The sequence below is a fragment of the Streptomyces liangshanensis genome (assembly GCF_011694815.1).
Taxonomy (GTDB): Bacteria; Actinomycetota; Actinomycetes; order Streptomycetales; family Streptomycetaceae; genus Streptomyces; species Streptomyces liangshanensis.
Genome location: NZ_CP050177.1, coordinates 5,939,491 through 5,961,155 on the forward strand (window position 1 = coordinate 5,939,491; position 21,665 = coordinate 5,961,155).

A 21,665-nucleotide genomic window follows, 5' to 3' on the forward strand; every position below is an offset into this window, starting at 1 on the left:
GGCTCGCTCAGTTGGGGCTCGTCGGGGACCTGGTCAGGTCCACCGCCGGCAGGGACGGGAGGTGGCGGATCACCGCCGTCTCCGAGCGGAGGAGTCTCAGCTCCTCCCGCAGCCGCGCCGCCGTGTCCGGGGTCTCCAGCAGCCGCTGCTTCGACGGCGTGTCCAGCACCGCCGCCGCCGCGATCAGGTACGACACCACCGACGGCTCGTCGGGCAGGTCGTCGCCCGTCGCCAGCGTGCGTTCGCGGGCGCCCGCCAGCCGCTTCTGGTAGGCGCGGAACGCCCGCAGCACCGCCTCGGCCAACGCGGACGCGCCCTCGCCGACCTCCTCGGGCAGCTCCTCCACCTCGGCCGTCAGATAGGGGCCGCTCGCGTCGACGGACAGCAGCCGGACCCGGGTGGTGCCGGTGGCCATCACCTCGAAGCTGCCGTCGGGGCGTTCGCGGATCGTCGCCGCGTCCGCGACGCAGCCCACGTGGTGGAAGGCGGCCAGCGGCTCGGGGCCGAAGCCGTCGGTCGGGCCGCGCTCGGGCAGGGGCGCCTGGTCGGGCAGGCCCGGGGCGGTCGGCGACAGTTCGTGCCCGTCGCGGACGGCGACCACGGCGAAGCGGCGCGGCTCGGACTCGTCCGTCTTCAACAGCTCGCGCATCAGCGTGCGATAGCGCTCCTCGAAGACGTTCAGGGGCAGGACGAGGCCCGGGAACAGCACCGCGTTCAGCGGGAACAGAGGGAGGCGTGCGGTGGTCACAACGCTCAAGCGTAATGGCCGCGGGGCCTTCTCCGGTCTGCCCGGGCCCGCAAAGGCATTTCGGAGGCCACCTGGAGCCGTACCCCGTCCCGGGTTTCGAGGAACTGGCCCAGCGGATCGTCGGTGAAACACGTCCAGGGGAAGGACGTGGCGTACGGCCCGACGAGCCGGAACTGCTCCAGCGCCTCGGCCCACCGGCCGCGTCCCGCCAGGACGTACGCGAGGAGATTGCGCACCTCGGCCGGCCAGGGATCGCCCGCCTCGTACCGCGCGGACACCGCGACGGCCAGGTCGGCCGCCGCGTCGATCCGGTCCCCCTGTACGGAGGTGGGGTCGCCGCTCATCAGCAGGGTGAACGCCGCGCGCACGGGCAGCGCCTGGACGAGCGAGCCGGGCAGAGCGTCCCGCGCGGCCTGTTCGGCGAACTCGAAGCACTCGCGGTGCGAGCCGTACCAGAGGGCCGACAGGTACTGGAGCGCGGCGACATGGCAGCCGTAGTGGTGCGGGGAGCGCCGCACGGCCTGCGCCCAGAGCCCCTCGAACGCCGAGTGCGTGGCGTGGGTGCCGCGGGCGTGGTCGAGGGCCAGGCGCCACGGCACGGGGTCGCGGGGGTCGCCGTCGGCCGCCGCGTCGATCAGCGGGCCCATCTCCCGCAGCCGTTCGGCGCGCGCCGGTGACTCCCAGGCCCTGCGGACGGCGAGTTCGGCCTTCACGAGCAGCGCGTCCGGGTCTCGGGGCGTCACCGCGAGCCAGTCGGTGAGCCAGTCCTCGCGGCTGTGGGCGAACGCGGCCAGCCGTCTCACGTAGCGGTCCCGGTTCTCCCATTCGGCTGATTCCCGTGTGGTCGCGAGGAGTTCCGCGGCCTGCCCGTACGCGCCGAGGGCGGCGGAGACGAGCACGGGGGCGAGCCGTTCGTCGGGGGCGTCGAGCAGGACGGCGTCGTCCGGCGGCTGCCCCGCCGCGAGCAGCGGGGTGTGCCGGACCATACGCGCGGTGCCGATCAGGGCGCGGAGCAATGACATGGTGCCGACCATTGAAAACCGCAGGTCGTGGCCGCGCCAGGGGGCGGCTGTGAAGCTTTCGTAGGGGTGCGAAGGTTGTAGTGGACGAGGTCAAGGGCGGGCAAAGAAAGGGGATCAGCCGCGGCGTAGGAGACGGGAGGCGCCGGCCGCGACGGTGGTGGCGAGGATCCACCCGAGCAGGACCAGCACGGCCCCGGCCCATTGCCAACCGCCTTCCAGCCGCCAGTACCCGTACTGGCCGAGATCGATCACCGGGACGAGCAGGTCCAGCGCGAACAGGGCCGGGTTCCAGTCGGGGTGCTCGGTCGCCTTGAGCGGCGGCGGGGCGTGCCGGGTGAACGCGATCGTGCCGGCCGCCCAGAGGACCGCCATCCACAGCGCCGCGCGCCCCGGGCGGTAGCCGTACGCCACCGTCCAGTCCTGGAGGTACCCCCAGAGCTTCGCGGCGAGCGGCAGGGTCTCGCGCCGGCGGCGCTGCTTGACGAGCAGCACCTCGCGCGCGTCGGCGTCCTCGCCGCTGTTGCGCAGGACCTGCGCGAGCCGCTCGTACGGCTCCGGCGCGTACTCGGGGGTCGCGGCGGCCACCCACTCCAGGCGCCGGCTGAGCGGGAAGTGGCCGACCCACACGAGGTTCTCGTACACGAACCCGCCCATCGCGAGCCCGCCGGGACCCGGCCAGCTGGTCGACACGTCGACCAGCGTGACGATCCTCGCCCCGCTCAGCACGACCCGCCCCTCCTCGGGGCGTTCGCACTTGAACCGCAGCTCCGGCGTGACGATCCGGCGCAGCGACAGCTCCTCACCGGCCATCAGGACGAACCGCGCCTGGTCGAGGTCGACCGCGTCCCCGAACCGCCCGTCGTCCAGCCGCACCCCGCCCCGGCACTCGAAGGGCTGCACCCGGGTGCCGGGCGGCGGGCTGCCCGCGGTGCCGACGCCGTACGGGGGAGTGGAACCGGCGGGTCCGGTCTCGTCCGACACCCACGCGCCGGTCATGTGGAGCGTCCGCTCGACCGTCAGGCGCGGCGCGTTGAGCGCCCGGCGGTCGCGCGGGGCGCGCAGCCGGCTGCCGCGCAGGCTCAGCGACACCCCGATCTTCGCGCCGCGCAGACTCACCTCGCCGTATGTCTCGATCTGGTCGGCCTGGAGGTCCTGGGCCACGGTCATGCCGTCGGCGGTGATCGCCCTGCCGAGCCGGTCGGGGCGTACCTCTATCTGGCTGATCAGCAGATCCGTACCGATCTGGGCGTCCGTCAGCCGGATCCCGCGCTCGACACGGCACCGCGGCAGGTGAAGGTCACCCTCCGTGTGCAACCGGGCCGCCTCCAGGCGCGGTATCGCGCAGCCCACCATGCGCAGGGTGGTGAAGTGCGACTCGGGGAGCACGATCTCGTTGTCGAACAGGCAGCGGTCCAGTTCGACGTACGGCGCGATCGTGCCGCCCGCGAGCGTCAGCGTCCCGGTGATCCGCACCCCGCGCATCTTGAGCGCGGCGACCCGGCCCGGGAGCGCCGGCGGGCCGCTGAGCAGGAGCAACGCGATGACCCTGGCGCGCACGCTGCGGTTCGCGCCCCAGCCGTGCGGGGCGAACGGGTCGTCGCGCCGGGGGTCGTACGTGGAGAGGTCGTACGTACTGCCGTTCCGGAAGGCCTGCCACATGCCCAGCTCGGCCGCGCTGAGCCAGTCGGGAGCCTCACCTTCCTGCGGCTCGGTCACCGTCACTGCCGGCCCTCCGCTTCCCCGTCGCGTCGTTACTCATGGTGTTCCCTCTGGGTGACGGCCTGAACGCTAGTGGTGAGATGAGCCTGGCGGGACGTGTATCAGCCAGTGATACTCGCGTCCGGCGGCCGGAGGCCGTCTGCGAGAATTGACCGCGTGATCTCACGAATCGATCTGCGTGGCGGCGCCCTCCCCGAGGGCTCCGCACTGCGTGACCTGCTGCCCCGAGCCGAGTTCGACGTGGAAGCCGCCCTGGAGAAGGTGCGGCCCATCTGCGAGGACGTGCACCATCGCGGTACGGAAGCGCTGATCGAGTACGCGGAGAAGTTCGACGGCGTGAAGCTCACCCGGGTCCGGGTGCCCGCGGCGGCCCTGGCCGACGCCCTGGCCGGACTTGACCCGGCCGTACGGGCCGCGCTGGAGGAGTCCGCCCGGCGGGCCAGGCTCGTCCACCGCGAGCAGCGGCGCGCCCCGCACACCACGCAGGTGGTGCCCGGCGGCACGGTCCGCGAGAAGTGGGTCCCGGTCGGGCGCGTGGGGCTCTACGCGCCGGGCGGCCGGTCCGTCTACCCCTCGTCCGTGATCATGAACGTGGTGCCGGCCCAGGAGGCGGGGGTCGCGTCGATCGCGCTCGCCTCGCCGCCGCAGGCCGACTTCGGCGGGCTGCCCCACCCCACGATCCTCGCCGCCTGCGCCCTGCTGGGCGTCGACGAGGTGTACGCGGTGGGCGGCGCGCAGGCCGTGGCGATGTTCGCGTACGGCACCACGGGCCCCGACGGCTGCGCCCCCGCCGACATGGTCACCGGCCCCGGCAACATCTGGGTCGCCGCCGCCAAGCGGTACTTCACCGGCCGGATCGGCATCGACACCGAGGCCGGCCCCACCGAGATCGCGGTCCTCGCGGACTCCACCGCCGACCCCGTGCACGTCGCCGCCGACCTGATCAGCCAGGCCGAGCACGACCCGCTGGCCGCCGCCGTCCTCGTCACCGACTCCGCCGAGCTGGCCGACGCGGTCGAGAAGGAGCTGGAGCCGCAGGTCGCCGCGACCAAGCACGTCGAGGACCGGGTGGCGCCCGCGCTGGCCGGCAAGCAGTCCGCGATCGTCCTGGTCGACTCCGTCGAGGACGGCCTGCGGGTCGTGGACGCGTACGGCGCCGAGCACCTGGAGATCCAGACCGCCGACGCGGCGGCCGTCGCCGACCGGGTCCGCAACGCGGGCGCGATCTTCGTCGGCCCGTACGCGCCGGTCTCCCTCGGCGACTACTGCGCCGGCTCCAACCACGTCCTGCCCACCGGCGGTTGCGCCTGCCACTCCTCCGGGCTCTCCGTCCAGTCCTTCCTGCGCGGCATCCACATCGTGGACTACACCAGGGACGCCCTCGCCGAGGTCGCCCACCACGTCGTGACCCTCGCCGAGGCGGAGGACCTGCCCGCCCACGGCGCGGCCGTCAAAGCAAGGTTCGGCTGGAAGGTGCCCACCGCATGACCGGCACCTCAGGGCCCGCCCGGGAGCCGGGCGACCTCGGCATCGACGACCTTCCCGTACGGGACGAGCTGCGCGGCAAGACCCCGTACGGCGCGCCCCAGCTCGACGTCCCCGTCCAGCTGAACACCAACGAGAACCCGTACCCGCTGCCCGAGGCGCTCGTCGAGCGGATCGCCGAGCGGGTCCGCGAAGCCGCGCGCGGCCTCAACCGCTACCCCGACCGGGACGCCGTCGAGCTGCGCACCGAACTGGCCGCGTACCTGTCCAGGACCGGCGGCCACCCGCTGACCACCGCCCACGTGTGGGCCGCCAACGGCTCCAACGAGGTCATCCAGCAACTGCTCCAGACCTTCGGCGGCCCCGGCCGCACCGCGATCGGCTTCGAGCCGTCGTACTCGATGCACCACCTCATCGCACGCGGCACCGGCACCGGCTGGCTCTCCGGGCCGCGCGGCGAGGACTTCACGATCGACGTCACGGCCGCCGTCGCGGCGATCACCGCGCACCGCCCCGACGTCGTCTTCATCACCTCCCCCAACAACCCCACGGGCACCGCGGTCGACGCGGAGACCGTCCTCGCGCTGTACGAGGCGGCCCAGGCGGCCAGGCCGTCCCTGGTCGTCGTGGACGAGGCGTACGTCGAGTTCAGCCACCGCCCGTCGCTGCTCCCGCTCATCGAGGGCCGCCCCCGGCTGGTGGTCTCCCGCACGATGTCCAAGGCGTTCGGCGCCGCGGGCCTGCGCCTCGGCTACCTCGCCGCCCACCCCGCCGTGGTCGACGCGGTCCAGCTGGTGCGGCTGCCGTACCACCTCTCGGCCGTGACCCAGGCCACCGCGCTCGCGGCCCTGGAGCACACCGATACGCTGCTCGGGTACGTGGAGACGCTCAAGGCAGAGCGGGACCGGCTGGTCGGCGAGCTGAGGGCCCTCGGCTACGAGGTCACGGACTCGGACGCGAACTTCGTGCAGTTCGGCCGGTTCGAGGACTCCCACGCCGCGTGGCGGTGGATCCTCGACCGGGGTGTCCTGGTCCGCGACAACGGCGTACCGGGACGGCTGCGGGTCACCGCGGGCACCCCGTCCGAGAACGACGCGTTCCTCGACGCGGTACGGGAACTCAAGAAGGAGCAGAGCGCATGAGCCGCATCGGCCGCGTGGAACGCAGTACGAAAGAGACATCGGTCGTCGTGGAGATCGACCTCGACGGCACCGGGACGGTCGACGTCTCGACCGGGGTCGGCTTCTTCGACCACATGCTCGACCAGCTCGGCCGGCACGGCCTGTTCGACCTCACGGTGAAGACCGAGGGCGACCTGCACATCGACACCCACCACACCATCGAGGACACCGCGCTGGCCCTCGGCGCCGCCTTCAAGCAGGCCCTCGGCGACAAGGTCGGCGTCTACCGCTTCGGCAACTGCACGGTCCCGCTGGACGAGTCGCTCGCCCAGGTCACCGTGGACCTCTCCGGCCGGCCGTACCTGGTGCACACCGAGCCCGAGAACATGGCGCCGATGATCGGCACGTACGACACGACGATGACCCGGCACATCCTGGAGTCGTTCGTCGCCCAGGCCAGGATCGCGCTCCACGTCCACGTACCGTACGGGCGCAACGCCCACCACATCGTGGAGTGCCAGTTCAAGGCCCTCGCCCGCGCGCTGCGGTACGCCTCCGAGCGTGACCCCCGCGCCGTGGGAATCCTCCCGTCAACCAAGGGTGCCCTGTGACCGGCCTGTCGACCATCCTGATCGTCCTGGGACTCTTCCTGGCGGGCGGTGTCTACTCCTTCACCAAGCAGAAGCTGCCCACCGGTGTGATCACCCTGCTGGCGATCTCCTCCGCCTTCTGCCTGGTCGCGGGTGTCCTGCGGATCCAGGGCATCTGGGGGTGAGCGCGGTGACCGGACCCACCAGGAGCACCACGCCCGCCAAGAAGGTCGTCGTCTTCGACTACGGCTTCGGCAACGTCCGCTCCGCGGAACGCGCCCTCGCCCGCGCCGGCGCCGACGTCGAGATCACCCGCGACTTCGACCGGGCCATGAACGCCGACGGGCTGCTCGTGCCCGGCGTCGGCGCCTTCTCCGCCTGCATGCGGGGACTCAAGGACGCCCGCGGCGAATGGATCATCGGCCGCAGGCTGTCCGGCGGCCGTCCCGTCCTCGGCATCTGCGTCGGCATGCAGATCCTCTTCGAGCGCGGCATCGAGCACGGCGTCGAGACCGAGGGCCTCGACGAGTGGCCCGGCACGGTCGAGCCGCTCGACGCCCCGGTCGTGCCCCACATGGGGTGGAACACCGTCGAGGCCCCCGCGGACAGCCAGCTGTTCGCGGGCGTCGGCGCCGACGAGCGCTTCTACTTCGTGCACTCGTACGCCGTGCGGCAGTGGGGCCTCGAAGTCACCAACCCCGCCATCCGCGCCCCGCGGGTCACCTGGTCCACCCACGGCGAGCCATTCGTCGCCGCGGTGGAGAACGGTGCACTGTGGGCCACCCAGTTCCACCCCGAGAAGTCCGGCGACGCCGGCGCCCAGCTGCTGACCAACTGGATCGGAACCCTCTGAATGTCTCCTGTGCCGAAGCTCGAACTCCTCCCGGCCGTCGACGTCCGCGACGGCCAGGCCGTCCGCCTCGTCCATGGCGAGTCGGGATCCGAGACCTCGTACGGCTCCCCCCTCGAAGCGGCCCTCGCCTGGCAGCGCGCGGGCGCCGAGTGGCTGCACCTCGTCGACCTGGACGCCGCCTTCGGCACCGGTGACAACCGCGACCTGATCGCCGAGGTCACCGCGGCCATGGACATCAAGGTCGAACTGTCCGGCGGGATCCGCGACGACGCCTCGCTCGCCGCCGCCCTCGGCACCGGCTGCACCCGCGTCAACCTCGGCACGGCCGCGCTGGAGACCCCCGAGTGGGTCGCCAGGATCATCGCCGAGAACGGCGACCGCATCGCCGTCGGCCTCGACGTCCGGGGCACCACCCTGCGCGGGCGCGGCTGGACCCGCGACGGCGGCGACCTCTACGAGACCCTGGCCCGCCTCGACGCCGAGGGCTGTGCCCGGTACGTCGTCACGGACATCGCGAAGGACGGCACCCTCCAGGGCCCCAACCTGGAGCTGCTGCGCAACGTCTGCGCCGCCACCGACCGGCCCGTCGTCGCCTCCGGCGGGGTCTCCTCGCTGGACGACCTGCTCGCCATCGCCACGCTCGTGCCCGAGGGAGTCGAGGGCGCGATCGTCGGCAAGGCGCTGTACGCGAAGGCGTTCACGCTGGAAGAGGCGCTGGAGACGGTGGCGGGGACGGCGGTCCGATGAGCGGCGGGACGCCGGGCCAGGTGCGGAAGATCTCCTCGGGCGGGCCGTGGGAGGAGTCCTTCGGCTACTCCCGCGCGGTACAGCTGCCCAACGGCCTGGTGCTCGTGTCCGGTTGTACGTCGGTGGTCGGCGGCCGGATCGCCGAGGGCAGCCCGTACGAGCAGACGAGGACCGCCTTCGGCGTGGCCGTCAAGGCGCTGGAGGAGCTCGGCCTCGGCGCCGAGCATGTGGTCCGCACCCGGATGTACATCACCCACCCGCGCGACGCCGACGACGTGGGCCGCGCCCACAAGGAGCTGTTCGACCCCGTACGGCCGGCCGCCTCCATGGTCGTCGTCGCGGGCCTCATCGACCCGAGCCTGGTCGTCGAGGTGGAGGTCGAGGCCTACCGGGCCCCCTCGGGAGGCCCCGCATGAGCCTGGCGGTACGGGTCATCCCCTGCCTGGACGTGGACAACGGCCGGGTCGTCAAGGGCGTCAACTTCCAGAACCTCCGCGACGCGGGCGACCCCGTCGAGATGGCGAAGCTGTACGACGCCGAGGGCGCCGACGAGTTGACGTTCCTCGACATCACCGCCTCCTCCGGCGACCGCGAGACCACCTACGACGTGGTGCGCCGCACCGCCGAGCAGGTCTTCATCCCGCTGACCGTCGGCGGGGGCGTCCGTACCCCCGGGGACGTCGACAAGCTGCTGCGCGCGGGCGCGGACAAGGTCGGCGTCAACACGGCGGCCATCGCGCGCCCCGACCTCATCCGCGAGATCGCCGAGCGCTTCGGACGCCAGGTGCTGGTCCTGTCGGTCGACGCGCGCCGGACGCCGTCGGGGTCCTTCGAGGTCACCACGCACGGCGGCCGCCGGGGCACCGGCATCGACGCCGTCGAGTGGGCGCACCGGGCCGCCGAACTGGGCGCCGGGGAGATCCTGCTCAACTCGATGGACGCGGACGGCACGAAGGACGGCTACGACACCGAGATGATCGCGGCCGTACGGAAGCACGTGACCGTCCCCGTCATCGCCTCGGGCGGCGCCGGCCGGCTCGCGGACTTCCCGCCGGCCGTCGCGGCGGGCGCCGACGCGGTCCTCGCCGCGTCCGTCTTCCACTTCGGCGATCTGCGCATCGGCCAGGTGAAGGAAATCCTGCGTGAAGCGGGCCATCCGGTCAGATAGGACGGGGCGAAGGGACGGTTCCGGCCGTTCCTTCGCCACTTCCGACTTGATCGCGCAAGATATATTGCGCAACTTTCCTTTCCTAATTTAGCGTGCACGCCATGACACGCAGGGAAACCCGCGGAGTGACGGGCCCCGAGGCCTTCAAGGTCTTCGGCCATCCCCTGCGCATGAGGCTCTACCGCGCCCTCCATCTCTCCCGGACGGGCACCGCCTCCCAACTCGCCTACCAGGTGGGCGAAACCGTCTCGCTCGTCAGCTACCACCTGCGCAAGCTCGCCGATCACGGACTGATCGACGAGGCGGAGGGACAGGGTGACGGCCGGGAGCGGTGGTGGAAACTCGCCTCCGAGTACCCGGCCCCGCGCGCCGAGGACCTGGGCGACACCCCCGAGAACGCCGCCCCCCAAGCGGCCCTCGGGGCGCTCTCGTTCGCCCAGCGCGCGGACCTCTACCTCGGGTACGTCGGTACCCGGCTCACGTGGCAGGCGGACTGGCGCGCCGCCTCGTTCAGCCACGAGTACCTCGCGCTGCTCACGGCCGCGCAACTCGCGGAACTCTCCCGCGAGATGCACGACCTCGTCAGGAAGTACGAGAGCGCCGGCCGGGCGGCCGAGGAGGCCGGGGACACCGAGGGGCGCGAGAGGGTCGCGCTGCACACCTACGGCTTCCCCTTCCGTCTCTGACGCCTCCCGCCCGTCCGGCTTCCCCCAGACCTTCCGGGCCTTCCGACCCCCTACCGAGACGAAAGAGGACCGTTGAGCATGCCCCCACATGCGATATCAGCGCCCGCCGAGAACGGGACCACCCCCCCACCGCCCCCCGCGCACCGCGACGGCAACGTGTTGCGCTGGCTCGGCGCCTACACCGCGTCGATGATCGGCAGCAACGTCTACTTCGTGGCCCTCGCCTGGGCGGCCGCCCGGACCGGCAGCCCCGGACAGGCCGGCCTGGTGCTCGCCGTCGGATCGGTGCCCCGCGCCGTGCTGATGCTCGGCGGCGGAGTGGTCGCGGACCGCTGGGGACCCCGCCTGGTGGTCATCGGCAGTGACGCGGCACGCTGCGTCTTCATCCTGGGCATGGCGGCTGTGCTGATGTTCATCAGCCCCTCGGTCTGGCTGCTCGCCTCGGTCGCGCTGGTCTTCGGCGCGGTCGACGCGCTGTTCCTGCCGGCGGTCGGCGCGCTGCCGCCCCGGATCACCGCGCCCGGCCAACTCGCCCGCGTGCAGGGCATGAGCGGGCTCGCCACCCGGTTCGCCAACGTCGCGGGAGCGCCCATCGGCGGCCTGACGGTGGCCATCGGCGGCTCGGCGTCGGCCTTCACGGCGGCGGGCGTGCTGTTCGCGGTGTCGCTGCCGCTGCTCCTGAGCGTACGGATCGGCGGGCTGCCCGCCGCGAAGAGCGCGACGGGTACGGACGCCGAGGCGGCCGCGGAAGAACGGGAGACCCCGGAGGCGGGGGAGGAGAGCCGCGTCCCGCACGACGCGCTGCCCGGGCCGCGCGACGCCGCCGACGCGCGTAGAGAGGGCGCCGGGGAGGCGGGAGCGGGTACGGAGACCGCCGCGGCGGAGAAGCCGGCGGGCGGTACGGACGGGAAGGACACCGCGTCCCCCGGCGCCGGCCGCGCCCTCCTGGACGGCCTGCGCTACATCCGCCGCCACCGGGTCCTCGCCCCGCTGATCCTCGTCAGCGCCATCACCCAGCTCGGCTTCGTCGGACCGCTCAACATCGGCCTCGTGCTGGTGTCCGAGGAGCACGGGTGGGGCGCGTCGGGCCTGGGCTGGATCATCGCCGCGTTCAGCGCGGGCGCCGCCGGGGCCTCGCTGCTGCTGACGGTCCGCGGCCGCGTCCCCCGGGCCGGCTTCGTGATGTGCGCCTCGACGATCGTCGGCTCGGTCGCCATCGCCTGTATCGCGTACGCCCCGTCGGTGGCCCTCGCCGCCGTCGCCGCCGTCTGCGTCGGACTGCTCGCCGGGCTCGGCGGCGCGCTGTCGGGCGCGCTCGTCCAGACCCAGACCGAACCCGGCTACCTGGGACGGGTCACCTCGGTCACGACGCTCTTCGGACTGGGCATCGCCCCGCTGGTCTACCCGGTCATGGGCCTGGCCATCGGCGCCTGGGGCTCAGGACCGGTCTTCGTGGCCAGCGCCGCGCTCTGCGCCGCGGGCACCACCCTCGGGCTGTGCGTCACGTCGCTCCGCACGGCGGAGCTGCCGGGCTGAGCCCCGCACCGGTCCTGTCCGCCGGGCGCCTCCGGGCGCCCGGCCAGGGGGGAGCGACGCCCGTCCGCCCCGTACGAGCGGGTCGCCGTCCCCGTACCGGAACCCGCCCTCAGAACCCGAGCTTCGCTTCCAGCAGCCGTGTCACCGCGTCCTTGTCCCCCTCCAGCTGCACGTCCGCCGCGCTCTGGCGCCCCGAGAGGAACAGCACCAGCTCGCCCGGCTCGCCGGTGACCGTCACCACCGGCGCGCCCTTGCGGGCCACCGCCGTCCGGCCGTCCGCCCGCCGCAGCACCAGCCCCACCGGGGACTTGCGCGCCATCAGCCGGGCGCCCTTCTCCAGCCGCGACCACAGCGAGTCCGCGAAGACCCGGTCCAGCTCGCGCGGCGTCCAGTCGGGCTGCGCCCGCCGGACGTCCTCCGCGTGGATGTAGAACTCCGAGGTGTTCGCCGCCTCGTCGACCTGCTTGATGTTGTACGGGGACATCTTCGGCGGTCCCGTACGGATCAGGTCGATCAGCTCCTCGTACGGCTTCACGACGTACTCGCCCTGGACCCGGTCCAGGCGGTTCTTCAGCGCGGACAGGACCGTTCCGCCCGCCGCGTCGAGCCGGCGCTCACGCACCACGACGTGAGCGGCCAGGTCCCGGGTGGTCCAGCCCTCGCAGAGGGTCGGCGCCTCGGGGCCCGCGGTCTCCAACAGGTCGGCGAGCAGAAGTCGTTCACGCTTTGCATGGGTCGACATGTCCGCAAGGGTACGGCCGCCCCCACCCGTCCGCCCAGTGGACCGCCTCCCGCGGCACCGCCCGGGCGCGGCACAATGGCCCCATGAGCAGCACGACCCCGGCGCCCGGACCGACCGGCGGCCTCGACCCCGCCATCGCCGACCGCCTCAAGCGCAGCGCCGACGGACTGATCCCCGCCATCGCCCAGCAGTACGACACCGGCGAGGTGCTGATGCTCGGCTGGATGGATGACGAGGCCCTGCACCGCACCCTCACCACGGGCCGCTGCACGTACTGGTCGCGCAGCCGCGGTGAATACTGGGTCAAGGGCGACACGTCGGGCCACGTCCAGCACGTGAAGTCCGTCGCCCTGGACTGCGACGCCGACACCGTCCTGGTCCAGGTCGACCAGGTCGGCGCCGCCTGCCACACCGGCGCCCGGACCTGCTTCGACGAGGACGTCCTGCCGCTCGGGCGGTGAGGCGCTCCCCCACAGGCGGGGACCCCGCGCACCGCGCGGGGAGCCCCCGCAGCCAGCGACGAGCCAACGAGTAGGGTCAGCGGCCATGGATCTTGAGACCTTCCGCAAGCTGGCGGCCGACCGCCGTGTCATCCCGGTCAGCCGCCGGCTCCTCGCGGACGGCGACACGCCGGTCGGCCTGTACCGCAAGCTCGCCGCCGAGCGCCCCGGCACGTTCCTGCTGGAGTCCGCCGAGAACGGCCGCTCCTGGTCCCGCTACTCCTTCGTCGGGGTACGGTCCGCCGCCACGCTCACCGAACGCGACGGCGCCACCCACTGGCTCGGCGCGCCGCCCGTCGGCGTCCCCGTGGCCGGCGACCCGCTGGCCGCCCTGCGCGCCACCGTGGAGACCCTGCACACCCCCCGCGACCTCGCCGACGGGATGCCGCCCTTCACCGGCGGCATGGTCGGCTTCCTCGGGTTCGACATCGTCCGCCGCCTGGAGAAGATCGGCGACCACGCGCGCGACGACCTCGGGCTGCCCGAGCTGACGATGCTGCTCACCTCGGACCTCGCCGTGCTCGACCACTGGGACAACACCGTCCTGCTGATCGCCAACGCGATCAACCACAACGACCTGGACACCGGCGTCGACGAGGCCTACGCGGACGCCGTCGCCCGGCTCGACGCCATGGCCGCCGACCTCGCCAGGCCCGTCGACTCCGTGCCCACCGCGCTCCCCGCCTCCGAACTCCCCGAGTACACCGCGCTCTGGGGCGGCCCCGACTTCCAGGCCGTCGTGGAGGACATCAAGGAGCGCATCCGGGCCGGCGAGGCCTTCCAGGTCGTCCCCTCCCAGCGCTTCGAGACCCCCTGCACCGCCGGCGCGCTCGACGTCTACCGGGTGCTGCGCGCCACCAACCCCAGCCCGTACATGTACCTGTTCCGCTTCCCCGCCGCCGACGGGGGCGAGCCCTTCGACGTCGTCGGCTCCAGCCCCGAGGCGCTGGTGAAGGTCGAGGACGGGCACGCCATGGTCCACCCCATCGCCGGGACCCGGCCGCGCGGCGCCACCCCGCAGGAGGACCAGGCGCTCGCCGACGAGCTGCTCGCCGACCCCAAGGAACGCGCCGAGCACCTCATGCTCGTGGACCTGGGCCGCAACGACCTCGGGCGGGTCTGCCGGCCCGGCAGCGTCGAGGTGGTCGACTTCATGTCCGTCGAGCGGTACTCGCACGTCATGCACATCGTGTCCACCGTCACCGGCCGCGTCGCCGCGGACCGTACCGCCTTCGACGTGCTGACCGCGTGCTTCCCCGCGGGCACCCTGTCCGGGGCGCCCAAGCCGCGCGCCCTCCAGATCATCGACGAGGTGGAGCCCACCCGGCGGGGCGTGTACGGCGGCTGCGTCGGCTATCTCGACTTCGCCGGGGACTCCGACACCGCCATCGCCATCAGGACCGCCCTGCTCAGGAACGGCACCGCGTACGTCCAGGCCGGGGCGGGCATCGTCGCCGACTCCGACCCGGTCTCCGAGGACCTGGAGTGCCGCAACAAGGCGGCGGCGGTCCTCCGGGCCGTCCACACGGCGAACCGGCTCAAGGCGCCCGCGCCCCATACGCGCTGACGGACCGCGCGGCGGCCCCGCCCCGGCCGGCCGGCCGCGACCGGCCGAACCCCGGCTCGGCGGAACGACAGGACCGTGAGGGATAGTGGTGGGGTGAGTGCCGTCCCCGTACCCCAGCCACGCGCCGCCGTCCCGGTGTCCACCGACGCCGCGAGCAGCCGCCGCAGTCTCGCCGTCGCCCTCCTCCTCGGCGCCGCGGGCGCCGCCGTCGTCCTGATCGCCTCCGGCCAGGTCTGGTCCCGGGGCTCCGCGTCCGTGGGCGGCGGCAGCGTGCCGCTCTCGGCCGACGGCCGTGACGTCACCGGCGTGCCCGCCGCCCTCGCCGTGGTGGGCCTGGCCGCCCTCGTCGCCGTGTTCGCCGTCCGCAGCGGGGGCCGCCTGCTCGTCTCCCTGCTGCTCACGCTGAGCGGCGCGGGAGCCGCCGCCACGGCCTTCCTCGGCGCGTCGGACAGCTCCGCCCTGGACGAGAAGGCCGCCACGACGGTCGGCGACAGCTCCGCGACCATCGGCGACGTCCTGACCCGCACGGCCTGGCCGTACGTCACCGCCGCCGCCGGGCTCCTCATCCTGCTCGCCGGCCTGCTCGCCCTGCGGTACGGCAAGCAGTGGCCCGCCATGTCGGGGCGCTACGAACGCGAGGGCGCCCCCCGCGCCGGCGGCGCGAGCGCCGCCCGGGTGCCCGCCGCGCGCCGCGGTCCCGGCAGGCCCGCACCCGTCGTCGACCCCGACCGGCCGGAGGACCTGTGGAAGGCTCTGGACCGGGGCGAGGACCCCACGCGGGAGACGTGACCCCCGGCGCCGGAATGCCCCGCTCATGCGGGACAATGGCGCTGAGCGTCCGACTCACACAGCGCAACACCAACGAGGAGCAACTCATGGCGGGCAGCAGCCACGGACACACCCCGGCCGCCTGGACCGGTGTCACCATCGCGTTCATCGGGTTCTGTGTCGGCGGAGTCTTCACCGTGACGGCGGACCCGGTCGGGTTCTGGGTCGGCATCGGTGTCGTCCTGCTCGGCGGCGTGGTCGGCCTCGGGATGAAGCTCATGGGCCTCGGGATGCCGCAGGAGTCCGCAGAGCTGGCGCACGCCAGGGCCGAGGCCGGGCGTTCGCAGACCGAGGGTTACGGCAGCGAGGCCGACGCCGACCGGGCCGAGGAGAAGACCCACCAGTCCGTCTGACGGGCGTCCCCGCCCTCTTCCGGCACCGGCGGCACGGACGCGGCCCGGCACCTCCCGGGCCGCGCCCCGCCGCCGGCCGGTGCCTCCCCGCCGCTCCGCGCCTCTGTCGCGACGATCACCGGGTGGATGCCATGCCAGTCCCCTCCGCACCGGTCCCCGCGGGACCCGAGCCGTCGGCCGGACAGACCCCCGCCGCCACCGCGCCCTCCGGGGCCTTCGCGCCCGGCACCTGGTCCGCGCCCGCGCGGCACCCGGACCTCACACCGCGCCCGCCGGCCTCGCCGGTACGGCGTCTCCTGGCCCCCGTCGGCTCCCTGGCCGCGGTCGCCGGGGCCTTCACGTACGTCGGGCTGATCGACCCGAACCACCCCGGCCACTACCCGGTCTGCCCGCTGTTCGCCCTCACCGGCCTCTACTGCCCCGGCTGCGGCGGACTGCGCAGCGCCCACGCCGTCGCCCACGGCGACCTGGTGGCCGCCCTCGGCGACAACGCGCTGGCCGTCCTCGGTTACGGGGCCGCGGCCGTCCTCTGGGTGCTCTGGACGGTCCGGAGCGTACGGGGCAGCACCCGCCGGCCCCTGCCGATCCCGCGCAATCCTGCGCTGTGGTGGGCCGTCGGGGGAGTGGTCCTGATCTTCACACTGATCAGAAACCTGCCCTTTGGCTCGTCGCTCGCCCCCTGAAGACCCAGGTCGTGGCAGGCTCGGGTAGCCGGATGCGGGTCCTCGGACAAGTTCCGGATAGCATCGATATGGCTGATCCTGATTCAGTCGGCTCGAACCGGCCGACCTCCTCGGCCGACCTGATCACAACCCTCCCGGAAGGGGGCCGCTCCCGTGAGTGTGCTCGACGAGATCATCGACGGCGTGCGCGCCGACCTCGCGGAGCGGCAGGCACAGGTAAGCCTTGACGAGCTGAAGGAGCGGGCCGCCAAGGCCCCCGAGGCCAAGGACGGTGTCGCCGCGCTGCGCCGCGAGGGCGTCCAGGTGATCTGCGAGGTGAAGCGCTCCAGCCCCTCCAAGGGCGCGCTCGCCGCGATCGCCGACCCGGCCGGGCTTGCCGCCGACTACGAGGCGGGCGGCGCGGCCGTCATCTCCGTACTGACCGAAAAGCGCCGCTTCGGCGGTTCGCTCGCCGACCTGGAGGCCGTCCGGGCCCGGGTCGACATCCCTGTCCTGCGCAAGGACTTCGTCGTCACGTCGTACCAGTTGTGGGAGGCCCGCGCCTACGGCGCCGACCTGGTGCTGCTGATCGTCGCGGCGCTGGAGCAGGACGCGCTGGTCTCCCTCATCGAGCGCGCCGAGTCGATCGGGCTGACGCCGCTGGTGGAGGTCCACGACGAGGACGAGGTCGAGCGGGCGGTGGCCGCCGGGGCGAGGATCATCGGCGTCAACGCGCGTGACCTGAAGACGCTCAAGGTCGACCGCGGCACGTTCGAGCGGGTCGCCCCCGAGATCCCGGCGGGCATCGTGAAGATCGCCGAGTCGGGGGTGCGCGGTCCGCACGACCTGATCGCGTACGCCAACGCGGGGGCCGACGCGGTCCTCGTCGGCGAGTCGCTGGTGACCGGCCGCGACCCGAAGTCCGCGGTGGCCGACCTGGTCGCCGCCGGGGCCCACCCGGCGCTGCGGCACGGAAGGGACTGACCTCACCGTGACCGACGCCGTCGCCGTGGTGCGCGTACCGCCGCTGCCGTCGCCCCACGCGCCCCTGGCGCGCGGGTGCCGGCCGCGCGGCTGCCGCGCGCCCGCGCGGCGCGTGCACGGGCGGCGGGTGCGGTACGTGATCGGCGACGAGCCCGGCCAGGTCAACGGGATGCGATGGCGCGGCGGTCGCTGAGACCGCCGTTGTCCACCGGGCCGCGCGGCCCGGGTGTGTCCGTGGAGTGGCGCCGTACGGCTGTGTCACGCCCGGAAGACCGCCCTGCCCCCGCCCGACCCGTCCGTTGCTCCGAGGAGTCGTACCGGAATGTCCGAGAAGTCAGACATGTCAGAATTCTTCATCCCCGATCTCGAGGGACCCGTCCCCAGCGCCGCAGGCTACTTCGGTGACTTCGGCGGCAAGTTCATCCCCGAGGCCCTCGTCGCCGCCGTCGACGAGGTCGCCGTCGAGTACGAGAAGGCCAAGGGCGACCCCGCCTTCGCCGCCGAGCTCAACGAGCTGATGGTGAACTACACCGGCCGGCCCAGCGCGCTGACCGAGGTGCCGCGGTTCGCCGAACACGCCGGGGGCGCCCGGGTGTTCCTCAAGCGCGAGGACCTCAACCACACGGGGTCCCACAAGATCAACAACGTGCTGGGGCAGGCCCTGCTCACCAAGCGCATGGGCAAGACCCGGGTCATCGCCGAGACCGGCGCCGGCCAGCACGGCGTCGCCACCGCCACCGCCTGCGCGCTCTTCGGCCTCGAATGCACCATCTACATGGGGGAGATCGACACCCAGCGCCAGGCGCTGAACGTCGCCCGCATGCGGATGCTCGGCGCCGACGTGGTGCCCGTGCTCTCCGGCAGCCGCACGCTCAAGGACGCCATCAACGAGGCGTTCCGCGACTGGGTCGCCAACGTGGACCGTACGCACTACCTCTTCGGCACGGTCGCCGGACCGCACCCCTTCCCCGCGATGGTCCGGGACTTCCACCGCGTCATCGGGGTGGAGGCCAGGCGCCAGATCCTGGAGCGGACCGGACGGCTGCCCGACGCCGCCGTCGCCTGCGTGGGCGGCGGGTCCAACGCGATCGGGCTCTTCCACGCGTTCATCCCCGACGCGGACGTACGGCTCGTGGGCTGCGAGCCCGCCGGCCACGGCATCGAGAGCGGCGAGCACGCGGCCACCCTCAGCGCCGGCGAGCCCGGCATCCTGCACGGCTCGCGGTCCTACGTCCTCCAGGACGAGGAGGGCCAGATCACCGAGCCCTACTCGATCTCCGCCGGACTCGACTACCCGGGCATCGGCCCCGAGCACGCCTACCTCAAGGACAGCGGCCGCGGCGAGTACCGCGCCGTCACGGACGACGCGGCCATGCAGGCCCTGCTCCTGCTGTCGCGCACCGAGGGGATCATCCCGGCCATCGAGAGCGCGCACGCGCTGGCCGGCGCCCTCGAAGTGGGACAGGAGCTGGGGAAGGACGGCCTGGTGGTCGTCAACCTCTCCGGGCGCGGCGACAAGGACATGGACACGGCCGCCCGCTACTTCGGGCTGTACGACGGGGAGGGCTCCAAGTGAGCGGGAACGTGGCGCTGCTCGACACGACACTGGCGGCGGCCAAGGCCGAGGACCGCGCCGCCCTGATCGCCTACCTGCCCGCCGGGTTCCCGACGGTGGACGGCGGCATCGCGGCGGTCAAGGCCGTCTTCGAGGGGGGCGCGGACATCGTCGAGGTCGGGCTGCCGCACAGCGACCCGGTGCTCGACGGACCCGTCATCCAGACCGCCGACGACATCGCCCTCAAGGGCGGCGTCAAGATCGCGGACGTGATGCGCACGGTCCGTGAGGCGTACGAGGCGACCGGCAAGCCCGTGCTGGTGATGACGTACTGGAACCCGATCGACCGCTACGGCGTCGAGCGGTTCACCGCCGAGCTGGCCGAGGCGGGCGGCGCCGGGTGCATCCTGCCCGACCTGCCGGTCCAGGAGTCCGCGCTGTGGCGCGAGCACGCGGAGAAGCACGGCCTGGCCACGGTCTTCGTGGTCGCGCCCAGCAGCAAGGACCACCGGCTCGCCGAGATCACGGCGGTGGGCAGCGGCTTCGTCTACGCCGCCTCCCTGATGGGCGTGACCGGGACGCGCGTGTCGGTCGGCGCGCAGGCCCAGGACCTGGTCGTACGCACCCGCGCCACGACCGACCTGCCGGTCTGTGTCGGGCTCGGCGTGTCCGACGCGGCGCAGGCCGCCGAGGTCGCGGGCTTTGCCGACGGCGTGATCGTCGGCTCGGCGTTCGTGAAGCGGATGCTGGACGCCCCCGACGCGGCGGCGGGCCTGGTGGCGGTGCGTGAGCTGGCGGCCGAGCTGGCCGCCGGTGTGCGCAAGCGATGACGACGCCGTTCGCAAGCGCTGACGGGTGGCATAACCCGTAAGGGTGGACCTGGGGCCGGGGAGGTGCGTACGCACCTCCCCGGTTCGTTGCGCCCTGCGTGAGCGAGAAGAACCGTGAGGCAAGGCGGAGCGCGAGAGAGCGGCTCCAGCAGGAACGTGCGGCGGAGAAGACCCGGGAGAAGCGCAAGCGGGTCCTGGTCGTCGCGTCGACCGTGGTCGGCGTGCTCGGGGTGGTCGCCGTGATCGGCGTGGTCGCCGCCAAGGCGGGCAAGGACGGCACGAGCGACGCCGCGGGCCCGGTGCTCGCGCCGTCCGGCGTCTCGGGCAAGGACGAGCTGGCGATCCCCGTGGGCGCGCCGGACGCGCCCTCCACGCTGACGGTGTGGGAGGACTTCCGCTGCCCGGCGTGCGCGCAGTTCGAGAACGCGTTCCGGAGCACCATCCACGAGCTGGAGAACAAGGGACAGCTCAAGGTCGAGTACCACCTCGCCACGATCATCGACGGCAACATGGGCGGCACGGGCTCGCTGCACGCGGCCAACGCGGCCGCCTGCGCCCAGGACGTCGGGAAGTTCGCCCCGTACCACGACGAGCTGTACAAGAACCAGCCCGCGGAGACGGACGACGCCTTCGCGAAGAACAGCCGGCTGCTGGAGCTGGCGGGCAAGGTCGAGGGCCTGGAGTCGGCCCCCGGCTTCCGCCAGTGCGTGCAGGGCGGGGACCACAACAACTGGGTGAACAAGTCGGCGACGGCGTTCCGCACGGGCGGCTTCACCGGGACGCCGACGGTGCTCCTGAACGGGGAGGCGGTGTTCCCGAAGAAGGGCAACGAGAACATCACACCCGACAATCTGAAGAAGTGGGTGAAGGAGGCGAACCGGGGCAAGAAGCCCGGTACGGCGCCGCCCGAGACGACCTCCGTGGGCTGACCTCGTTACCAGGAAGTTGCCGGGCGGGTCGCCGCAGGCCCCGCCCGGCACGGTACCGTCGGTTCTGCCATGGAACTTGCCTACATTCCCAGCCCGTCGACCGGTGTGCTCCATCTTGGACCGCTCCCGCTGCGCGGCTACGCGTTCTGCATCATCATCGGTGTCTTCGTCGCCGTCTGGTACGGCGGCAAGCGCTGGGTCGCCCGGGGCGGCAAAGCCGGCACCGTGGCCGACATCGCCGTCTGGGCGGTGCCCTTCGGCCTGGTCGGCGGGCGGCTCTACCACGTCATCACCGACTACCAGCTGTACTTCAGCGACGGTGAGGACTGGGTCGACGCCTTCAAGGTCTGGCAGGGCGGCCTCGGCATCTGGGGCGCGATCGCGCTCGGCGCGGTGGGTGCCTGGATCGGCTGCCGGCGGCGGGGGATCCCGCTGCCCGCGTGGGCGGACGCGCTGGCGCCCGCGATCGCGTTCGCGCAGGCGATCGGTCGCTGGGGCAACTGGTTCAACCAGGAGCTGTACGGCAAGCGGACCGACGTGCCGTGGGCGCTGAAGATCTCCTCGGGGCCGAACCGCGAGGCGGGCCTGTACCACCCCACGTTCCTGTACGAGTCGCTGTGGTGCGTCGGGGTGGCCCTGCTGGTCATCTGGGCCGACCGCCGCTTCAAGCTCGGGCACGGGCGGGCGTTCGCGCTGTACGTCGCGGCGTACTGCGTGGGGCGCTTCTGGATCGAGTACCTGCGGGTCGACGAGGCGCACCACATCCTGGGCCTGCGCCTGAACGACTGGACGGCGATCGTCATCTTCGCGCTGGCGGTCACGTACATCGTGATCTCGTCGCGGGTGCGCCCCGGGCGCGAAGAGGTGGTGGAGCCGGACCGCGACGACGCGGCGAAGCCGGTGGCGTCCAGCTCCCCGGAGCCGGACGACGCGGAGGTCGCTGACGCGGACCCCGACACGGCGGACGCGAAGACGACGACCTGACGCGACCTGGCGGTCGCGCTGTGTCCTCAATCGCCGGACGGGCTTGAAATGCCCGC

25 protein-coding genes are annotated in these 21,665 nt (G+C 72.9%); 21 read left to right on the plus strand and 4 right to left on the minus strand.

From position 1 onward, the window contains the following. Window positions 1–7 precede the first annotated feature (7 nt). The 3 genes from HA039_RS25770 to HA039_RS25780 all read right to left on the minus strand — a co-directional run bounded on the left by HA039_RS25770 (window position 8) and on the right by HA039_RS25780 (window position 3,486). Entirely contained in the window at window positions 8–748 is a 741-nt protein-coding gene (locus tag HA039_RS25770) for an LON peptidase substrate-binding domain-containing protein (protein ID WP_167033746.1), read from the minus strand. A gap of 5 nt (window positions 749–753) precedes the next feature. Next, on the minus strand, window positions 754–1,782 hold the full coding sequence (locus HA039_RS25775) for a hypothetical protein (protein ID WP_167033747.1): 1,029 nt from the start codon (window positions 1,780–1,782) through the stop codon (window positions 754–756). Between the two features lie 102 nt (window positions 1,783–1,884). Further along, window positions 1,885–3,486, minus strand: coding sequence for an oxidoreductase (locus tag HA039_RS25780; protein ID WP_167037619.1), 1,602 nt, complete (start codon window positions 3,484–3,486; stop codon window positions 1,885–1,887). A 159-nt stretch (window positions 3,487–3,645) separates the two neighbouring features. Here HA039_RS25780 and hisD point away from each other — a divergent pair, with 159 nt between their 5' ends. The 10 genes from hisD (at window position 3,646) to HA039_RS25830 (ending at window position 11,675) form a co-directional block, all read left to right on the plus strand. Further along, window positions 3,646–4,977: a histidinol dehydrogenase gene (gene hisD / locus HA039_RS25785; protein ID WP_167033748.1), complete on the plus strand. Its 1,332-nt coding sequence runs from the start codon at window positions 3,646–3,648 to the stop codon at window positions 4,975–4,977. Further along, entirely contained in the window at window positions 4,974–6,116 is a 1,143-nt protein-coding gene (locus HA039_RS25790; RefSeq protein ID WP_167033749.1) for a histidinol-phosphate transaminase, read from the plus strand. Before hisD ends, HA039_RS25790 begins: the two co-directional genes overlap by 4 nt. Then, the gene (hisB, locus tag HA039_RS25795; protein ID WP_167033750.1) at window positions 6,113–6,706 is read left to right on the plus strand and encodes an imidazoleglycerol-phosphate dehydratase HisB; all 594 of its coding nucleotides are present in this window, start codon (window positions 6,113–6,115) and stop codon (window positions 6,704–6,706) included. The genes HA039_RS25790 and hisB overlap by 4 nt, the downstream gene beginning before the upstream one ends. Then, window positions 6,703–6,870, plus strand: coding sequence for a hypothetical protein (locus HA039_RS25800; RefSeq protein ID WP_167033751.1), 168 nt, complete (start codon window positions 6,703–6,705; stop codon window positions 6,868–6,870). The genes hisB and HA039_RS25800 overlap by 4 nt, the downstream gene beginning before the upstream one ends. 5 nt (window positions 6,871–6,875) lie before the next feature. Further along, a complete protein-coding gene (gene hisH / locus HA039_RS25805) occupies window positions 6,876–7,538 on the plus strand; it encodes an imidazole glycerol phosphate synthase subunit HisH (RefSeq protein ID WP_167033752.1) in 663 nt (220 codons plus the stop codon). Between the two features lie 9 nt (window positions 7,539–7,547). Continuing rightward, entirely contained in the window at window positions 7,548–8,285 is a 738-nt protein-coding gene (gene priA / locus HA039_RS25810; protein WP_167037622.1) for a bifunctional 1-(5-phosphoribosyl)-5-((5-phosphoribosylamino)methylideneamino)imidazole-4-carboxamide isomerase/phosphoribosylanthranilate isomerase PriA, read from the plus strand. Continuing rightward, window positions 8,282–8,701, plus strand: a complete 420-nt coding sequence (locus tag HA039_RS25815) for a RidA family protein (RefSeq protein ID WP_167033753.1) — start codon at window positions 8,282–8,284, stop codon at window positions 8,699–8,701. Before priA ends, HA039_RS25815 begins: the two co-directional genes overlap by 4 nt. Next, window positions 8,698–9,453: an imidazole glycerol phosphate synthase subunit HisF gene (gene hisF, locus HA039_RS25820; RefSeq protein WP_167033754.1), complete on the plus strand. Its 756-nt coding sequence runs from the start codon at window positions 8,698–8,700 to the stop codon at window positions 9,451–9,453. The genes HA039_RS25815 and hisF overlap by 4 nt, the downstream gene beginning before the upstream one ends. A gap of 101 nt (window positions 9,454–9,554) precedes the next feature. Next, on the plus strand, window positions 9,555–10,139 hold the full coding sequence (locus HA039_RS25825) for a winged helix-turn-helix domain-containing protein (protein WP_167033755.1): 585 nt from the start codon (window positions 9,555–9,557) through the stop codon (window positions 10,137–10,139). Between the two features lie 78 nt (window positions 10,140–10,217). Further along, on the plus strand, window positions 10,218–11,675 hold the full coding sequence (locus HA039_RS25830) for an MFS transporter (protein ID WP_167033756.1): 1,458 nt from the start codon (window positions 10,218–10,220) through the stop codon (window positions 11,673–11,675). Window positions 11,676–11,784: 109 nt separating this feature from the next. On the opposite strand, the gene HA039_RS25835 is transcribed toward HA039_RS25830, so the two are convergent. Then, window positions 11,785–12,417: a TIGR03085 family metal-binding protein gene (locus HA039_RS25835; protein ID WP_167033757.1), complete on the minus strand. Its 633-nt coding sequence runs from the start codon at window positions 12,415–12,417 to the stop codon at window positions 11,785–11,787. 83 nt (window positions 12,418–12,500) lie between these two features. Between HA039_RS25835 and hisI the strand changes: the two genes are divergently transcribed. From hisI to lgt, 11 genes are all read left to right on the plus strand, one after another. Next, a complete protein-coding gene (gene hisI, locus HA039_RS25840; protein WP_167033758.1) occupies window positions 12,501–12,878 on the plus strand; it encodes a phosphoribosyl-AMP cyclohydrolase in 378 nt (125 codons plus the stop codon). Between the two features lie 85 nt (window positions 12,879–12,963). After that, on the plus strand, window positions 12,964–14,484 hold the full coding sequence (locus HA039_RS25845) for an anthranilate synthase component I (RefSeq protein WP_167033759.1): 1,521 nt from the start codon (window positions 12,964–12,966) through the stop codon (window positions 14,482–14,484). 93 nt (window positions 14,485–14,577) lie between these two features. Beyond that, entirely contained in the window at window positions 14,578–15,273 is a 696-nt protein-coding gene (locus HA039_RS25850; RefSeq protein WP_167033760.1) for a TIGR02234 family membrane protein, read from the plus strand. 86 nt (window positions 15,274–15,359) lie between these two features. Further along, window positions 15,360–15,665: an HGxxPAAW family protein gene (locus HA039_RS25855; protein ID WP_243869751.1), complete on the plus strand. Its 306-nt coding sequence runs from the start codon at window positions 15,360–15,362 to the stop codon at window positions 15,663–15,665. A gap of 131 nt (window positions 15,666–15,796) precedes the next feature. Beyond that, entirely contained in the window at window positions 15,797–16,348 is a 552-nt protein-coding gene (locus HA039_RS25860; protein WP_167037625.1) for a DUF2752 domain-containing protein, read from the plus strand. A 153-nt stretch (window positions 16,349–16,501) separates the two neighbouring features. Then, window positions 16,502–17,311, plus strand: a complete 810-nt coding sequence (gene trpC, locus HA039_RS25865; RefSeq protein ID WP_167033761.1) for an indole-3-glycerol phosphate synthase TrpC — start codon at window positions 16,502–16,504, stop codon at window positions 17,309–17,311. Between the two features lie 7 nt (window positions 17,312–17,318). Continuing rightward, window positions 17,319–17,504 carry a tryptophan biosynthesis modulator TrpM gene (gene trpM, locus HA039_RS25870; protein ID WP_167021954.1) on the plus strand — a complete coding sequence of 62 codons (186 nt, stop codon included), beginning with the start codon at window positions 17,319–17,321 and terminating at the stop codon, window positions 17,502–17,504. Between the two features lie 147 nt (window positions 17,505–17,651). Then, entirely contained in the window at window positions 17,652–18,887 is a 1,236-nt protein-coding gene (trpB, locus tag HA039_RS25875; protein ID WP_167033762.1) for a tryptophan synthase subunit beta, read from the plus strand. Continuing rightward, entirely contained in the window at window positions 18,884–19,696 is an 813-nt protein-coding gene (gene trpA, locus HA039_RS25880; protein WP_167033763.1) for a tryptophan synthase subunit alpha, read from the plus strand. The genes trpB and trpA overlap by 4 nt, the downstream gene beginning before the upstream one ends. Before the next feature lie 98 nt (window positions 19,697–19,794). Continuing rightward, the gene (locus tag HA039_RS25885) at window positions 19,795–20,625 is read left to right on the plus strand and encodes a DsbA family protein (RefSeq protein ID WP_167033764.1); all 831 of its coding nucleotides are present in this window, start codon (window positions 19,795–19,797) and stop codon (window positions 20,623–20,625) included. Between the two features lie 69 nt (window positions 20,626–20,694). Next, a complete protein-coding gene (gene lgt / locus HA039_RS25890; protein ID WP_167033765.1) occupies window positions 20,695–21,609 on the plus strand; it encodes a prolipoprotein diacylglyceryl transferase in 915 nt (304 codons plus the stop codon). Window positions 21,610–21,665: the final 56 nt, after the last annotated feature.

Bases quoted from the DNA above. Each gene is read 5' to 3' on its own strand.
- HA039_RS25815 (WP_167033753.1), top strand. From the start codon at position 8,282: ATGAGCGGCGGGACGCCGGGCCAGGTGCGGAAGATCTCCTCGGGCGGG.
- HA039_RS25790 (WP_167033749.1), top strand. From the start codon at position 4,974: ATGACCGGCACCTCAGGGCCCGCCCGGGAGCCGGGCGACCTCGGCATC.
- hisB (WP_167033750.1), top strand. From the start codon at position 6,113: ATGAGCCGCATCGGCCGCGTGGAACGCAGTACGAAAGAGACATCGGTC.
- hisF (WP_167033754.1), top strand. From the start codon at position 8,698: ATGAGCCTGGCGGTACGGGTCATCCCCTGCCTGGACGTGGACAACGGC.
- hisI (WP_167033758.1), top strand. From the start codon at position 12,501: ATGAGCAGCACGACCCCGGCGCCCGGACCGACCGGCGGCCTCGACCCC.
- HA039_RS25775 (WP_167033747.1), bottom strand. From the start codon at position 1,782: ATGGTCGGCACCATGTCATTGCTCCGCGCCCTGATCGGCACCGCGCGT.
- lgt (WP_167033765.1), top strand. From the start codon at position 20,695: ATGGAACTTGCCTACATTCCCAGCCCGTCGACCGGTGTGCTCCATCTT.
- HA039_RS25860 (WP_167037625.1), top strand. From the start codon at position 15,797: ATGCCAGTCCCCTCCGCACCGGTCCCCGCGGGACCCGAGCCGTCGGCC.
- HA039_RS25830 (WP_167033756.1), top strand. From the start codon at position 10,218: ATGCCCCCACATGCGATATCAGCGCCCGCCGAGAACGGGACCACCCCC.
- trpB (WP_167033762.1), top strand. From the start codon at position 17,652: ATGTCAGAATTCTTCATCCCCGATCTCGAGGGACCCGTCCCCAGCGCC.
- HA039_RS25845 (WP_167033759.1), top strand. From the start codon at position 12,964: ATGGATCTTGAGACCTTCCGCAAGCTGGCGGCCGACCGCCGTGTCATC.
- HA039_RS25855 (WP_243869751.1), top strand. From the start codon at position 15,360: ATGGCGGGCAGCAGCCACGGACACACCCCGGCCGCCTGGACCGGTGTC.
- HA039_RS25825 (WP_167033755.1), top strand. From the start codon at position 9,555: ATGACACGCAGGGAAACCCGCGGAGTGACGGGCCCCGAGGCCTTCAAG.
- HA039_RS25835 (WP_167033757.1), bottom strand. From the start codon at position 12,417: ATGTCGACCCATGCAAAGCGTGAACGACTTCTGCTCGCCGACCTGTTG.